Below are 13,439 nucleotides of genomic sequence, written 5' to 3' on the forward strand. Positions count from 1 at the left end.
ATCCGCGAGGCACGCCTGCGAACGACGCAAGAGCGACGGGAGAACCTATGAGCGCCGGCTCCTGGCCACGACTCGGGGACTGGAACAACACCGACGAGCTGTTCGCCCTTCAGCGCGCCGCGCTCCCCGATGCCTTCGAACGTGCCGCACGGTCCCCGGGTTATGCGGGACTGCGAACACCACAGCGCCCCGACGACGCCATGGAACACCTCAGCCGGCTCGCCCTGACCACCAAGGACCAGCTGAGGCAGGGCTATCCTTTCGGCTTTCTCGCCGTGCACCGCCACGAGCTGGTCGCCTACCACGAGTCCAGCGGCACCGCGACCGGCCGGTCCACAGCCTCCTACATGACGGAAGACGACTGGGCCGAACTCATGGACCGTGTGCTGCGCGGCAGCGTGAAGCTGGCGTCCACAGACACCGTCCTGGTCAAAATGTCCTATGCGATGGCCACCGCTACGCACCAGATGCACGCCGCAGCACGCGCGGTGGGAGCCCTCGTCGTGCCGGCGGACAGCCGCAGCTCGGCGATGTCGTTCCGGCGCGTCCTGCGACTGCTGCGCGATCTGGAGGTCACCGTGGCCTGCTGCGTTCCGCTGGAACCACTGCTGTGGGCAGCATGCGCACGCCTGTGGCCGGAAGCGGCGACGCTGCCCGAGCGAGGAGGGCCTCTGCGGGGGATCGTCTCCTTCGGCGAGCCCCTCAGCGATGCCAAACGCACACGGATCGAAGCACTGTGGACGGGCGCCACCGTCTACCAGAGTTTCGGTGTCTCCGAATGCGGCAGCAACCTCGGCGGCCAGTGTCCTTCGGGGCGACTGCACCTGTGGGCCGACCGCTATCTGCCCGAGGTGTACGACCCGAGCACAGGAACGCTCGCCACCGAAGGCACCGGACAACTCGTCATCACCACGCTGTACCGCCGGGCCATGCCGCTCCTGCGCTACCTGGTGGGCGACCTCGTCGAACTGCGCTACGACGCATGCGACTGCGACTGGCACCTTCCCACCCTCCAGGTGCTGGGCCGCCCCGAGGCCTTGCTGAACACAGGGGCGAAACCCCTGTCCTCACTCGACCTGGAACAGGCCGTCTACTCTCTCCCGGAACACCTTGGCGTGCTCTTCTGGCGTGCCGTCAGCGGCTCCGGCAGCCTGCGCCTGGACATCGAATGCGAGCCGCGGGCCGCCCGGGAGGCCGAAAGCGAACTCCGCAAGCTCCTGCGCCACCAGCTCGGTGTGACGATCGAAACCCGGGCCGTAGCACCCGGAACCCTGGTCTCCCTCGACTCGCTCACCGAGCAGGAGCAGTTCGCCAAACCACGTTATGTCTTCCGTGAGGACGAGGACCTGTCAGGCGGTGTCCTGTATCCCCGCCCCACCTCGCCCGTAACGCACAAACCGACGTAGCTGACGGGCGCCGCCGGTATACGCGGTGGCCGCCCCTGACCGGTGGGCACCGTCAGCCCAGTCGACCGTCCAGCGCTTCGCTGTGGGTGTCCGTGACGGGGGCCGTGGCCGGGACGGCCCCCGGCCTTCTCGAGGCCTGCCTCCAATCCTCCAGCGTCCTGGCCCAAGCACACCAGGACGTCATCGGCCGTTCGCAGAAGGACGACGCGAACTCGGCCCGGGTTCTGCTGCGGCTGCTGCGACCGGCGCAGGGTGACCCCGCCAAACTGACCGTCGTCTCCCCGGACAGCGCCGAACTGCACGTGCTCATGCCCGCCGCGCGAAAGGTCGCGGAGCTCCAGGAGGCGCTGTCCCACTTACGGGGGGATCTCGGCCCTCTCCGACCGGTACCACGACGGGGGTCATGCACCGGCTGAGGGAGGAGAGCACCGAGGTCGTCACCGGTCTCGGCAATCTGCGAGCGTGCGTGGACACCCTGGTGGCGAACGCGTCCCGGCAACTCCTGGTGTCCCAGCCGGGCGGCGGTCAGGGCGCGCTGTGGGAGCCGGCGCAACGTACGCAGGCGGCGCTGGCCCGCGGCCTGCAGTTGCGCTCGCTCTGGCGGCCTCGCCCAGGGCGAGGCCGTCACCATCGGCGCCGACGACGACGCCGACGAAATCCTGCGCCCCATGGCCTCGCACAGGTACGCCGCCGGGTCGGCATGGTCGCCCTGGCCGGCGTCGCCCGAGCCCTGCCGGACCGCCAGGCTCCGCCAGTTGTTCGACCGGCGGGGCGCCGGTGCTCCGCGCACAAGCGCAGCCGGCGAGAAGAGGCCGTCCAAGGCTGGGAAAACGGTCGTCTGACCGTTCGAAGGGGTGGTGGCTGTCGGACTGCCCGACTCCTCGCACAGGCACTGGGCACCCCGCTCAGGGCCATGAACGCATACACCGTCTCCATCGGGGTACCCAGGGGGCGGACCGGGCCCAAACGGCGACCCCGGCCCGGCAAAGGCAGGCCCCCATGGTGTCCTCATCGGCTGAGCACCGCGTCACCTTCCCCCTGCTCAAGGCTCAGTGGCTGTGCCAGACCTTCGTCCACTGGCCCTACGAGCCGGCCGTGGTGCAGTCAGCCCTTCCCCCCGGCCTGAGCGCGGACCTCTACGACGACGCGGCCTGGGTCAGCTTCACCCCCTTCCTCATGAGCCACGTACGACCGCCCGGCCCGTCGGCCGCGCCCCGGGCCACCTTCCCCGAAACGAACCTGCGCACCTATGTCCGCCTCGAGGACGGCACGGACGCCCTGTGGTTCTTCTCCCTCGAGGTATCCAGCGCCCTGATGCTCACCGCCCGCCTCGCCGGCGCCCCCTACCACCTCGGGGACCTCAGCCTGCGCACCAGAGGCGACGGCAGCATCACCTACACGGGAGTCCGCCGCGGCGGAACCCCCTCCTACCACCTGACCGTCCGCCCCGGCCCGGCGCTCGTCCCCGACGGACGGGACATCTGGCTGACCTCCCGCTGGCGTGCGGTCACCCGCCGGGCCGGACGGCTGTGGCAGACCCCCGTCGAACACGAACCCTGGCCGCTGTCGACCGCCCGCGAGGACGGACTCGAACAATCCCTCACCCAGGCCGCAGGCCTCCCACCACCCGACGGCACCCCCGTCCTCCACTTCTCACCAGGGGTCCGTCGCGTCCGCCTGGGAGCTCCCCGCCCCGTAGCCCGCCCCCGACTCCACGGTTCGTCGTGACAGCGCTGAGAGACGGCAGTACGACTGCCGGCCGACTACGGCAACAGCCCGGACCATCTCCGGGCCCCCCGACAGGCGGGAAGCCTGGGCGGTGCTGGTGCGCCGCATCCTCCGCCGCCATGTCCGGCAGCCCCACAGGCCTGGTACCGATCGTCAGGGGCAGGGCAGGGCGGTGAGGACGGCGTGGTGGACCGCGCGGGCGAGGCGGGCGCCCCACAGGGAGCGCGGTCCGGCGAAGGCATGTGCCGCGCTGCCACAACGGGGCTTGCGGGCGGCTACGCACACGGCGTCAGTGGGGGTGCCGGAGCAGTCGTAACCGGCATCGAGGAGGGCTTGGACCTTGGCTTCCGTGGCGGTGACCACGGCGTTGACGAGGGCGGCGTCAGTCAGGGCCACGGGGAGCGCGGCAATGATGTTGATCGTGCCGGGCAGTGCCGGGGAGACAATGCCCTGTTCCGGGGACGCTGCCCATCCGCGCACCGTGACGCCTGCCGTGGCGAGGGCTTCGACACCTTCGTCTCGGGCGTGCGCGTGGGCGGTGATGTCGGCGGCGGTCATCAATCCCACGCCCGCTCCTTGTGCGCCTGCGGCCTCGGCGAGGTCGGCGAGGTGCCGGTCGGGGTCGGTACGCCGGTAGCCGTGGGCCACCTGGGCGTTGAGGACCCAGGCGCGTTCGCCGATGCCTCCGCCCAGAACGGCGTTGCTGATCATCTGCCAGCCCGGTCCGGCGGACCACAGCAGGGTGTGCAGCCGCTGGCCGTCCTCGCTGCGGGGCAGTTGCCGCACGGACAGCAAGCCCGGGCCGGTATCGGTACGAGGCGGGATGACAGCGGCCACGTGGTGGATCTCCTGGAGGTGTGCGCGGGACCTCTGGTCGGATGAATTGGGCATGATCGACCGTCGAGTCGGCCGCGTGTGCACCCCACTGACCGTGGGGTGCACACCGGACACGTCACGGCATGGCCGGTGGAGAGCCCCGTCGACGCGGGGTGCTCCAGCAGCGGGGCTGCTGCCTGTGCTCGCTGCGCGGGAGCAGAGATTGCAGCCTGGCCCGCATGTGAGGGGGCGGTGTTTTGTTGTCCAGCGCCTGTCAGGCTGCGGCGTCCTTCATGTCGATGCCTTTGGCGGTGACCAGGCGGGCAGTGCCGTCGGCCAGCCGGTAGGACAGGCCCACCACAGCCGTCCGGCCCTCGGCGACCGCCTCCGCCAGGATGCGGGAACGGTCCAGGAGCAGGTCCACGGTGTGCCGTATGTGCTCGGCGATGAAGTCCTCCTCCTCCGTACGGCCGGCCGCGTGGGCGGCGAGCACACTGGTGGTCACCCGCTCGATGACGTCCCGCACATACCCGCCCGCGGTCGTACCGTCCTGCACCGCGGACCGGGTCGCCGCGACCGCACCGCAGGAGTCATGCCCCAGCACCACGACCAACGGGCAGCCCAGCACGCTCACCCCGTACTCGATACTGCCGAGCACCTCCGGACCCGTGACATGCCCCGCCGTACGGACGACGAACAAGTCACCGAGACCACGGTCGAAGACGATCTCGGCGGCCAGACGGGAGTCGGAACATCCGAACATCACAGCGAACGGATTCTGCCCCGGCGCGACTTCGGTGCGACGCGCGGCATCCTGGTTCGGATGCTCCGGGGAACCGGCGACGAACCGCTTGTTACCGGCCATCAACATCTCGAAAGCGCCCTGGGCAGTGAGGGAATCAGTCATGGGCGGAAGACTACGACGCGGCCCAAGGGCTGCGCGACCTGCACCCCAAGCCAGAGGTTGTCTCCTTGATGGGCAGAGGGAACCGGCGCAGGCGGAGGCAGCGTCCGTCGATGCACAAGATCGCTAGCGGGCGCACAGGAGCGTGAGATGGCCGGCACAGCCACCCGGTACCTCTATCTGGTCCGGCACGGCGAGGCAGCGTCGGAGCAGAGCGGGCTGACGGAGGCCGGCCGTCGGCAGGCCGTGCTGATCGGCGAACGCCTCCGGGACATCCCTCTCGCCGTTGTTCACCATGGTCCACTGCCCCGGGCAGAACAGACCGCACGTCTGATCGGCGACCAGCTGACGAACGTCCCCCTGCGTATCTCGGAAGCAGCCGGTGACTACGTTCCCTATACGCCGGAAAGGGACGAGCTCCCCGAGGAATCAGCGGACTTCCTCCTCCGCTTTCTCGCTGGTGCCACCGAGGAGGAACGGGCGCACGGACCTGCGCTGGCCCGCCAGGCGCTGGACGCCTTCACCGGCCCGGTGAACGGTGATCAGGACCGGCACGAACTGGTCGTCACCCACAACTTCCTGGTCGCCTGGCTCGTCCGGGACGCCATGCACGCCCCGCAGTGGCGCTGGCTCGGCCTCAACCACGGCAACGCCGCACTCACGGTCATCCGGTACGCGCCCGGTCGGCCGGCCTCCGTCCTCACCTCAAACGACATGCGGCATCTGCCCGCCGATCTGCGCTGGACCGGATTCCCACCGGAGACGCACATCTGAATGCGCCTGCCACATCCGTACACGGGGCAACCGCGCGGCGGGAGCAGGTGCGTCAGGCCGCCTCGGCTGAGAGGACCGGTGCGTCCTCGCCGAGGTAGGCGCGGGCCAGGCGTAGGGAGTCCTCGAAGATGCGGTAGCTGGTGACCAGGCCGTCCCGCACTGTGATCTTGAGGACGAACTCGTCGTCCAGTACCTGTCCGGACCGGTGGTAGCGGTAGGCGAAGCGGCCGGGGATCAGGACCGTGTCACCGAGCGTGGCCATGCCGTGGATGTCGAAGGCGAGCGGTTCGGCGACGGTGAAGACGAGCTCGAAGAACTCCCGCAGACTCGCGTGCCCGCGGCGTTCGCCGGCCCAGGGCACCAGAGTGGGGTCGCCCGGCACGTACCAGTGGGCGTCCTCGTCGACCAGGGCGAGCAGCTGCTCCGGATCGTGCGCGGCGAACGCGGCGTGGAGCGAGCCGCTCTCCGTCTTCCTGCCCGCCGCCCACCCCCTCGCCCAGGGGCTGGCCCGTCGGCCCGCCGATCCGACGATCCTCGGCGAGATCCCCCTGGTGCTGTGGCCCCGCGACGTCTCACCACGTTCCTACGACGAGATCATCGCTCTGTGCCACCGCGTCGGCGTCAGCCCCCGCATCGCCGCGGAAGGCCACAGCGTCCAGACCCTGCTCGCCCTGGTCGCCGCCGGATTCGGCGCCGCCGTCCTGACCGACTCTCACCGAGCCCTGCGCCGCACCGGCGTCACCCCGCGACTCCTGAACCGCACAAGCACCACACTCCACCTCGTCCACCGCACCGACAATGCCAGCCCCTCCCTCACCCGCCTCCTCGACGCCCTCACCAGCGGGCCACGGTAGGAACTCGGTACGCCTTGCCCCTGCGCCCGGGCCGCCTTGCGGAATCGCCGGCGGAGGCGACGACGGCGTCCGCCGGACCTGCGGCTTCCCCGCGCCAGAACCCCTTGGAGCGATCACCGTTGAGCGGTGGTGCTGGCTCCGTCGAGTGATTCCCGGATGATGTCCGCGTGCCCTGCATGCTGGGCGGTCTCTCGGATCAGGTGCAGCAGGATCCGGCGCGCCGACCAGTGGACCGTCTCCGGCGGGGACCACGGCGTACTGGGGAGGGGCACTCTTCGGTCCAGGTCCCGCAGGTCGGCCACCGCCTGGTCAGTCGTCCGCGCCGCGGCTGCGTACTGATTCAGCAGCCCGGTGAGCGTCTCGTCATCGGCCATGTCGTACTGCCCCATGTCCAGCATGCCCTCTGGCAGCTCACCGTCCCCCTTGACCATGATCTGCATCCACACGTGCTCACCGCGGGTGATGTGCTTGATGATTCCGCCCAGGGTCAGGTCGCTCGCGGTCGTGCGCTGGGCGGCCTGTGCGTCGGTGATACCGCGGACCGTGATCAGCAGCAACTCCCGCTGCTCCGAAAGCGCATGCAGAAGCTCACCGCGCTCGCCTCGAAGAAGTGGGGTCGGGTTGTGCGACGAAGTGGTCATGAACAGACCGTAGGGGGCATATAGGCCGTGGGGTGTCCTCGATGTGCGACCAGGGTCAGTCCGTCGGGCCAGAACGCTTTAGGCCGGTGACCAGGTCGTGCAGGGCGCCCGGGAGGGCTTGCCCCTCCCCCGCCCCTTGGCTCGCAGCAGACCTTCCACCCGTCGCCTGAGCCGCACCAGCCCCCACACCGCCTGGGCCAAGACCACGACCGGCGTCTGAGCTGCGGTGGCGGGCCCTGTCACAGACCGCCTTGACTTGTTCGGGACGTCAGGGTTGATGGCCAGTGCGTCCTTGCGGCCGGGGTCAAAGCGTTCGGGGTCAGGGAAGCATGCGTCCTTGCGATGGATGGCGTACGTGCTGAAGCCGATGAGGGTACCGGCAGGCAGCTGTACACCAGCGAGTTCGGTGCTGTGCGTGGTGGTGCGCGTGAGGAACCAGCCCGCGGAATACAGCCGCAGGGTCTCGGTGATGACCTGGCCCAGGTAGGGCAGGTCATCGAGGTGCTCATGGGCGCCAGCGCCGTCCGCGAGGACGCGGTCGACCTCGTCGTGGACTCGGGCCTCCACATCGGGGTGAGCCGCGATCAGGGCCAAGGCCCAGGTGAGGATGTAGGTGGTGCTCTCGACGCCGGCACCATAGAAGGTGACGACCTGGTCGGTGACTTCCTCGTCGCTCAGCCCCGGCTCTGAGCCCGGCGGATCGACGTGAGATGAGGGCGATCCGCTGTCGAGCAGGGCGTCCAACAAGTCTGCCGCTCTTCGCCGGTGTTCTCGGTCCCGCTCCCGCCTTGATGAGGGTGTTCAGGTAGGCGGCGACGGCCGCGCGGACCGCTTCGGGCATGTCCGTGCGGAACAGATTGGCGACGGGGGGTGGAAGGAGGGCTGGACCAGGGTCCGCAGTCGTTTGTGTTCTGCATGGGGGCAGCTGGCCAGCCCGTTTCCGGCTACCTCGCGGACGCGCTGCCACATCGGGCCGTACTTGTCGAAGGTGCGGGGGTTGAGGAGCACGTGCCGGACGAGGGCCGGTTCGTACACCATGACCAGGGGGTGCGGTCCCAGCTGGAGGCGGATCGGCCCTATCCCCCATACAGCGCAAAGCTCTGCCCCTGGCTACCAACCGGCCGAACCCCAGATCGGGCATTGAGGTTAAGGAACAGGAATCAGCGGTTCTGGGGTCGGTCGTCTTCCCGGGACGGTGCCGGGTCTTCCAGGTATGCGGGGCAGTCGGCGTTGTGGCAGCGGCTGGGGGCCCAGACAGGTACGAAGACGCCCAGGGTCTTGTGCCGCCTCTTGATCGTCCTGGTCACGGGCTGCTTGCAGACCGGGCAGAGAAGCTCTCCCTGAGGACCGGTCTCATGCTGGACTTTGCTCATCTTTCACCACAGATCCCGGTAGTCGGAACATGGAGAGGCCAACGGATGCGGCCAGGACGACGACGATGACCGCGAGGCTGATGGGCGAGGGGATTTCCGGGATCCTGGGGCTGATCGTTTTGTGGGAGGCCTGGAGGATGAGCTTGACGCCGATGAAGGCGAAGATGATCGCCAGGCCCTTGCTCAGGTAGTGGAAGCGGTCCAGGAAGCCGGCGAGCGTGACGCCCGGGATCCCGGCCCCTCGCATCTCCGACCGGCCAGCGATTGCCGGCCGGTCGGAGAAGGTGACCGCATCTGGAGAGCTATCGGCCCCGGCGACGTCGACCGCGGTGCGCCTGCTGCACCATGTGAGCGCATTGCCCGGGGCGCCGGAGGAAAGCTCGCGTATCAAGCCAGAAGCGGTGCATGCGGTCTCGTCAGCATGCAGGGGGGCACGTCGTGGGCCTCGCCGATCATGCTGCAGTCACCACTTCCGGGTGCCTGACCCGCACCGCTTCCGTTCCCTGTCCGTTGTGGCGCGCCGCCCATCCCTCCAATGCTGTGTGACAGGCGTGGTCCAGGTGCCGCAGCTCGGAGAGATCGAGCTCGATGGGGCGGTCCTGGGGCAGGGCCTCCAGTGAGTCCAGGATGTGGGGCAGCCGCAGGAAGGTCGCGCTGCCGGTGAGCCGCACCCGGATCCTGCCGTCGGTGAGTTCGGTGATGTGCGTGTTGACCTTGGAGGTTGTCCAGGCCGACTTCACGACCGCGAGGAGGATGCCGATCATCACTCCCTCGAACATGCTGGTCACCACGATCCCAACGGCGGTGATCGCGAGAATGGCGAGTTCGCCGCGGTGCTCGCGCCACAGCGGCCGGAACTGCTGGGCGGGGATGAGTTTGCAGCCGGCGTGGACGAGTACGCCCGCCAGCGCAGCCAGCGGGATGAGGCCGATGGCGGCCGGGAGCGCCACGACGAACACCAGGAGCCATGCGCCGTGGAGGATGCGGGAGAGCTGGGTCTTCGCACCTGCCTGGACGTTGGCGGAGCTGCGGACGATGACGGCGGTCATCGGCAGGGCGCCGAGGAGGCCGCACACGGTGTTGCCCACCCCCTGGGCCACCAGCTCCTTGTCGTAGTGGGTGCTGGGGCCGTCGTGCATCCGGTCGACCGCGGCGGCACTGAACAGCGTCTCCGCCGAAGCGATGAGCGTGAAGACAACGATGGTGCCGATCAGGCCGATGCTGCCGAGTGAGGAGAAGTCGCTCAGGCCCGGCGGCTGGATAGCACCGGAAAGGCCCTTCACCTCGACGTTGGCGATGTTCAAGCCCGCCACCGCGGTCACCGCCGTGGCCAGCGCGACCGCCGCGAGCGGCGCGGGGACGAGCTGGGCCTTGGCCGGGAGCTTCTTCCACAGGACGAGCACAGCGATGGTGGACAGGCCGACCGCGAAGGCGGTCAGCGCGTCGCGGTTGGTCACGACATCCGCGATCAGCCCGGGGACGCCCGCGATCTTGTCCAGACCGCCGCGCGGCTGTTTGACCCCGGCCATCGTGTAGAGCTGACCGAAGATCAGGATGAGTCCGATGCCGGCGAGCATGCCGTGCACGACCGACACGGAGATCGCGCGGAACCAGCGGCCGAACCGCGCGAATCCAAGGGCGAGCTGGAGCAGGCCGGTGCCCAGCACGATGACGCCGAGTGCACCGAGCCCGAATTCCCGCACGGCCTCGAAGACGAGCACCGTCAGGCCGGCGGCCGGGCCGCTGACCTGCATGACGCTGCCGGGCATCGCGCCCACCACGAGGCCGCCGACGATTCCGGTGATCAGACCGAGTTCGGCCGGTACGCCGGAGGCCACGGCCACGCCGACGCACAACGGCAGAGCCACGAGAAAGACGACGAGCGAGGCGAGTACGTCCTGGCGCAGGACGCCTGGCTTCCTGAGGTTGGAGAGCATGGGTGAGAGTCCCTTGTGTGTTTCTTCCGGGCGGGTCACAGGGGCGGGAACGGCAGGACGCCGTCGGGCCGTTGTGCGCTGACAACGCCGGTATGGACCTCGTAGTACCAGGCGTGCAGCGCCAGCTGACCCCGGTCGATCTGCTCTCGGATGCAGGGGTAGGTGCGCAGTGTGTCCAACTGGGCGATGGCGTGACGCTGGACGGCTTCCGCCATGTCGGGTGAGGCGCTGTTCACCGTGCGGGCGGGTGCGTTGTGGGGCAGGGAGTGCTCCAGCCAGCCCCGTACGGCCGGCACGGAGGAGAGGTCGTCGCCCCGCACGACGGCGCCGACGGCGCCGCAGTGCGAGTGCCCGCAGACGACGATGTCGCGGACGCCCAGCACGCTGACCGCGTACTCGATGGTCGCGGCCTCACCTGTGGGGCGGGCGCTGTGGTAGTCGGGCACGATGTTGCCCGCGGTGCGCAGCTCGAAGAGCTGGCCGGGGTCCGCGCCGGTGATGAGCGCGGGGATGACGCGGGAGTCCGCGCAGGAGATGAAGAGGACTTCCGGGGACTGTCCGGCCTCCAGAGCCCTGAGGCGCTCGGCGCGCTCGGGATCGGCAACGAGGGTGGTGGCGAAGGAACGGGCGTTGTCGATGATTGATTGCATGGTGGCCTGCCTCGTGGGGCACCGCAGCGTGTCGCCGGGTGCGGCGCGTGGTCGGGTCAACTCGAAGAGCATGTCGAGCGGTCATGGTGGTGCACGGCGTCATCGCGCGGGCGCCAGCCGTCTGCGGCCAATTCTGCTCGACCGCCGGAGCCCATTACTTTACCCATGCATTACCGCTACGTGAAGTCCTTTACCCTTCGTCAAAACTCGGACATTAAACGTTACTTGTACCCGGAGTGGTACAACCAAGTACCGTGCACCATCTGGAAGTAGGTGCTCCGGTGAGCTTTTTGTTGAATCCTCAGCGAACGGCTTTCCGGACGCTTTTCACCCTGCCGAGCGGGAACCGCGAACCACTGCCGTCCCGCGCAGTCGTACGCTCGCAGGCTGTGACCGGAGGCGGCCGGGGCGCGGGGAGCCCTGCCAGGAGCCCAGGTTCAAGTCAGCGGTGGTGTCGTGGCGTGGACCTCATGGTGTTGCTGCTGTTTCCGGTACGCCGAATCAATGCGGTGGAGGGTAGGCCATGTTCAGCGGCTTACGGGAATGCATGTCCGGACCTGTACGAGAGGCTGCCGAATACCGTGGGCTGAGGTCACCCCGTGGAAGGGTGAAGAAGTCGGCACACTCGGCTCCCCCGGCGAATGGCCGTCATTGCCGATGCCCAATCCAGCGAAAGACCGGTCCGGTAAGCCCCGCGGCAACGGACATCACCGAGACCAGCGGTCGCTGTCAGTGGCATCCTTTGCGAGGACGCGCCATCGGCGACATACGATGAGGGCCTCTACGCGGGGGATCCGCTTGGCCGGCTGATGAGGTCCCACCTGGCCGAGCGCGCCCGCCGATCCGCCCCACACCGAAGCTGGCAGCATCGCCTCGACACGGCGTTCGGCCGGCAGCATCGACACTCCGATCGATCAAATCCGTGAACCCCAACGCTGTCCACGAAAGGACGTGCGCACCATGAACAACCCGACTCGCACCACCGACGGCTCCGAGCGTCAGCTGCTCGAATACATGCTCGACCACACTCGGGCCGAGTTGATCGACACGGTGCGCGGACTGTCTGAATCAGAGGCCCGCCGCCGACTCGTCCCGTCCATGACGACGTCGATCGGTCTGGTCAAACATGCCGCGTTCGCTGAACGGAACTGGTTCCAGCGCATCCTGGCAGGGCTGCCGGACTCCGAGTGCGACGGCCCGATGGTGGGTGAGGCCAGTTTCGTGGTCAGTGACGACGAGTCGGTGGCCGACGTGATCGCTGAATTCGAGCGCGCCAGCAACCGCGCACGAACGATCGCCGCGGATTTCGACCTCGATGTCACCCGTCAGCACCCTGCCTTCGGCACCGTCAGCCTGCGATGGATCTACCTGCTCATGATCCAGGAATTCGCCCGCCACGCCGGCCACAGCGACATCCTGCGCGAGCAGACCGACGCCACCCGCCCGGCTTGAGCGCGCCCCGGGGTTGGGGCTCCGTGGGCTCGTCAGGAGCGGAACTCCTCGGCGTGGTCCCGGGCCCACTGCGCGAAGGTGCGGGCGGGCCGTCCCGTAACGGTTTCCGCCGTCGGCATCGGGCCGATGGACGAGGGATCGTATGCCTCGACCTGTGAGGCGTCCGCATCATTGCCGCTGTAGTCCTCGAACCCGAGGAGGAAGTCGGCGCTCTGGGCCGCGAAGCCGCCCTGTGCGAGATAGATCTCGCGCGCCTCCTGCGGGGTCACCACCTCGAAGCGGATCTCCTCCTGCATCGCTTCGGCGATGAGTTCCACCTGGCGTCGGTGGGTGAGGAGTTCAGGCCCGTTGAGGGTGTACGCCTGCCCGGCGTGGCCCTCCTCGGTCAGAGCGGCCACCGCCGCATCGGCGATGTCCTGCTCATGTACCGGGAACCACGCGGCGTCCGGGGCCGGGTCTCGCACCACGCGCTCCGCGCGGATGGGCGGCCCCCACAGGGCCAGCTTGTTCATGGCGAACTCACCGGGGCGCACATGTGTCCACTCCAGCCCCGACGCCTCGACCGCCCGCTCCACCGGCAGGTGGAAGTCGGTGTCGTATCCGGTGGTGACCGCGCCGGAGGACAGCACCACGATGCGGTGCAGGCCCGCTGACTTCGCCATGCGGACCACCTCCTCGGCGGTCGCCGCCACCGGGAAGAGGAAGAGCGCGTCGACACCCTCCAGGGCGCCCTTCAGCGTCTCCGGACGGGTGAGATCGCCCTCGTGGACCACCACTTCATCCGGGAACACCCCGGTGCGCGCCCGGCGGGTCAGGGCCCGCACGGCATGCCCTCCTTCCACGAGTTCCCGCACGATGTTCCGCCCGACATTGCCGGTCGCTCCCGTCACCAGGATCGTCATGG

General features: G+C 68.8%; 13 protein-coding genes and 3 pseudogenes. 7 read left to right on the plus strand and 9 right to left on the minus strand.

Annotation, left to right across the window (positions count from 1 at the left end):
- Positions 1–47: 47 nt before the first annotated feature.
- The 4 genes and pseudogenes from AB8O64_RS00615 to AB8O64_RS00630 all read left to right on the plus strand — a co-directional run bounded on the left by AB8O64_RS00615 (position 48) and on the right by AB8O64_RS00630 (position 3,134).
- Complete coding sequence (locus tag AB8O64_RS00615; protein WP_370417147.1) at positions 48–1,406, plus strand: phenylacetate--CoA ligase family protein; 1,359 nt, start codon at positions 48–50, stop codon at positions 1,404–1,406.
- Positions 1,407–1,498: 92 nt separating this feature from the next.
- Entirely contained in the window at positions 1,499–1,822 is a 324-nt protein-coding gene (locus AB8O64_RS00620) for a hypothetical protein (RefSeq protein ID WP_370417149.1), read from the plus strand.
- Between the two features lie 168 nt (positions 1,823–1,990).
- Positions 1,991–2,166: pseudogene (locus AB8O64_RS00625) on the plus strand (CBS domain-containing protein); the annotation flags it as partial.
- 239 nt (positions 2,167–2,405) lie between these two features.
- Positions 2,406–3,134 carry a YqjF family protein gene (locus tag AB8O64_RS00630; protein WP_370417151.1) on the plus strand — a complete coding sequence of 243 codons (729 nt, stop codon included), beginning with the start codon at positions 2,406–2,408 and terminating at the stop codon, positions 3,132–3,134.
- A gap of 153 nt (positions 3,135–3,287) precedes the next feature.
- On the opposite strand, the gene AB8O64_RS00635 is transcribed toward AB8O64_RS00630, so the two are convergent.
- Positions 3,288–3,971 (minus strand): adenosylcobinamide amidohydrolase, encoded by a 684-nt coding sequence (locus tag AB8O64_RS00635; RefSeq protein WP_370417152.1) that lies wholly within the window; start codon positions 3,969–3,971, stop codon positions 3,288–3,290.
- A 253-nt stretch (positions 3,972–4,224) separates the two neighbouring features.
- Entirely contained in the window at positions 4,225–4,857 is a 633-nt protein-coding gene (locus tag AB8O64_RS00640) for a carbonic anhydrase (RefSeq protein ID WP_370417154.1), read from the minus strand.
- A 147-nt stretch (positions 4,858–5,004) separates the two neighbouring features.
- Here AB8O64_RS00640 and AB8O64_RS00645 point away from each other — a divergent pair, with 147 nt between their 5' ends.
- On the plus strand, positions 5,005–5,628 hold the full coding sequence (locus AB8O64_RS00645) for a histidine phosphatase family protein (RefSeq protein ID WP_370417156.1): 624 nt from the start codon (positions 5,005–5,007) through the stop codon (positions 5,626–5,628).
- Positions 5,629–5,680: 52 nt separating this feature from the next.
- On the opposite strand, the gene AB8O64_RS00650 is transcribed toward AB8O64_RS00645, so the two are convergent.
- On the minus strand, positions 5,681–6,046 hold the full coding sequence (locus AB8O64_RS00650; protein WP_370423757.1) for a nuclear transport factor 2 family protein: 366 nt from the start codon (positions 6,044–6,046) through the stop codon (positions 5,681–5,683).
- On the opposite strand from AB8O64_RS00650, the gene AB8O64_RS00655 reads away from it, so the two are divergent.
- Positions 5,994–6,482: a LysR family substrate-binding domain-containing protein gene (locus AB8O64_RS00655; protein ID WP_370417157.1), complete on the plus strand. Its 489-nt coding sequence runs from the start codon at positions 5,994–5,996 to the stop codon at positions 6,480–6,482. The two genes, AB8O64_RS00650 and AB8O64_RS00655, sit on opposite strands and share 53 nt — an antisense overlap.
- 113 nt (positions 6,483–6,595) lie before the next feature.
- Here AB8O64_RS00655 and AB8O64_RS00660 read toward each other — a convergent pair whose 3' ends face one another.
- The 5 genes and pseudogenes from AB8O64_RS00660 to AB8O64_RS00680 all read right to left on the minus strand — a co-directional run bounded on the left by AB8O64_RS00660 (position 6,596) and on the right by AB8O64_RS00680 (position 11,083).
- Positions 6,596–7,123 carry a DinB family protein gene (locus AB8O64_RS00660; protein WP_370417159.1) on the minus strand — a complete coding sequence of 176 codons (528 nt, stop codon included), beginning with the start codon at positions 7,121–7,123 and terminating at the stop codon, positions 6,596–6,598.
- Between the two features lie 78 nt (positions 7,124–7,201).
- Positions 7,202–7,888 (minus strand): annotated as a pseudogene (locus tag AB8O64_RS00665) (cytochrome P450); the annotation flags it as partial.
- A 588-nt stretch (positions 7,889–8,476) separates the two neighbouring features.
- Positions 8,477–8,713: pseudogene (locus AB8O64_RS00670) on the minus strand (TerC family protein); the annotation flags it as partial.
- A 235-nt stretch (positions 8,714–8,948) separates the two neighbouring features.
- A complete protein-coding gene (locus AB8O64_RS00675; RefSeq protein ID WP_370417161.1) occupies positions 8,949–10,433 on the minus strand; it encodes a SulP family inorganic anion transporter in 1,485 nt (494 codons plus the stop codon).
- A gap of 35 nt (positions 10,434–10,468) precedes the next feature.
- The gene (locus AB8O64_RS00680) at positions 10,469–11,083 is read right to left on the minus strand and encodes a carbonic anhydrase (protein ID WP_370417163.1); all 615 of its coding nucleotides are present in this window, start codon (positions 11,081–11,083) and stop codon (positions 10,469–10,471) included.
- Between the two features lie 960 nt (positions 11,084–12,043).
- Between AB8O64_RS00680 and AB8O64_RS00685 the strand changes: the two genes are divergently transcribed.
- Positions 12,044–12,535, plus strand: a complete 492-nt coding sequence (locus AB8O64_RS00685) for a DinB family protein (RefSeq protein ID WP_370417165.1) — start codon at positions 12,044–12,046, stop codon at positions 12,533–12,535.
- 32 nt (positions 12,536–12,567) lie between these two features.
- Here AB8O64_RS00685 and AB8O64_RS00690 read toward each other — a convergent pair whose 3' ends face one another.
- Positions 12,568–13,437, minus strand: a complete 870-nt coding sequence (locus tag AB8O64_RS00690) for an SDR family oxidoreductase (protein ID WP_370417167.1) — start codon at positions 13,435–13,437, stop codon at positions 12,568–12,570.
- Between the last annotated feature and the right edge of the window lie 2 nt (positions 13,438–13,439).

Source organism: Streptomyces sp. QH1-20, from assembly GCF_041283565.1.
GTDB lineage: Bacteria > Actinomycetota > Actinomycetes > Streptomycetales > Streptomycetaceae > Streptomyces > Streptomyces syringius.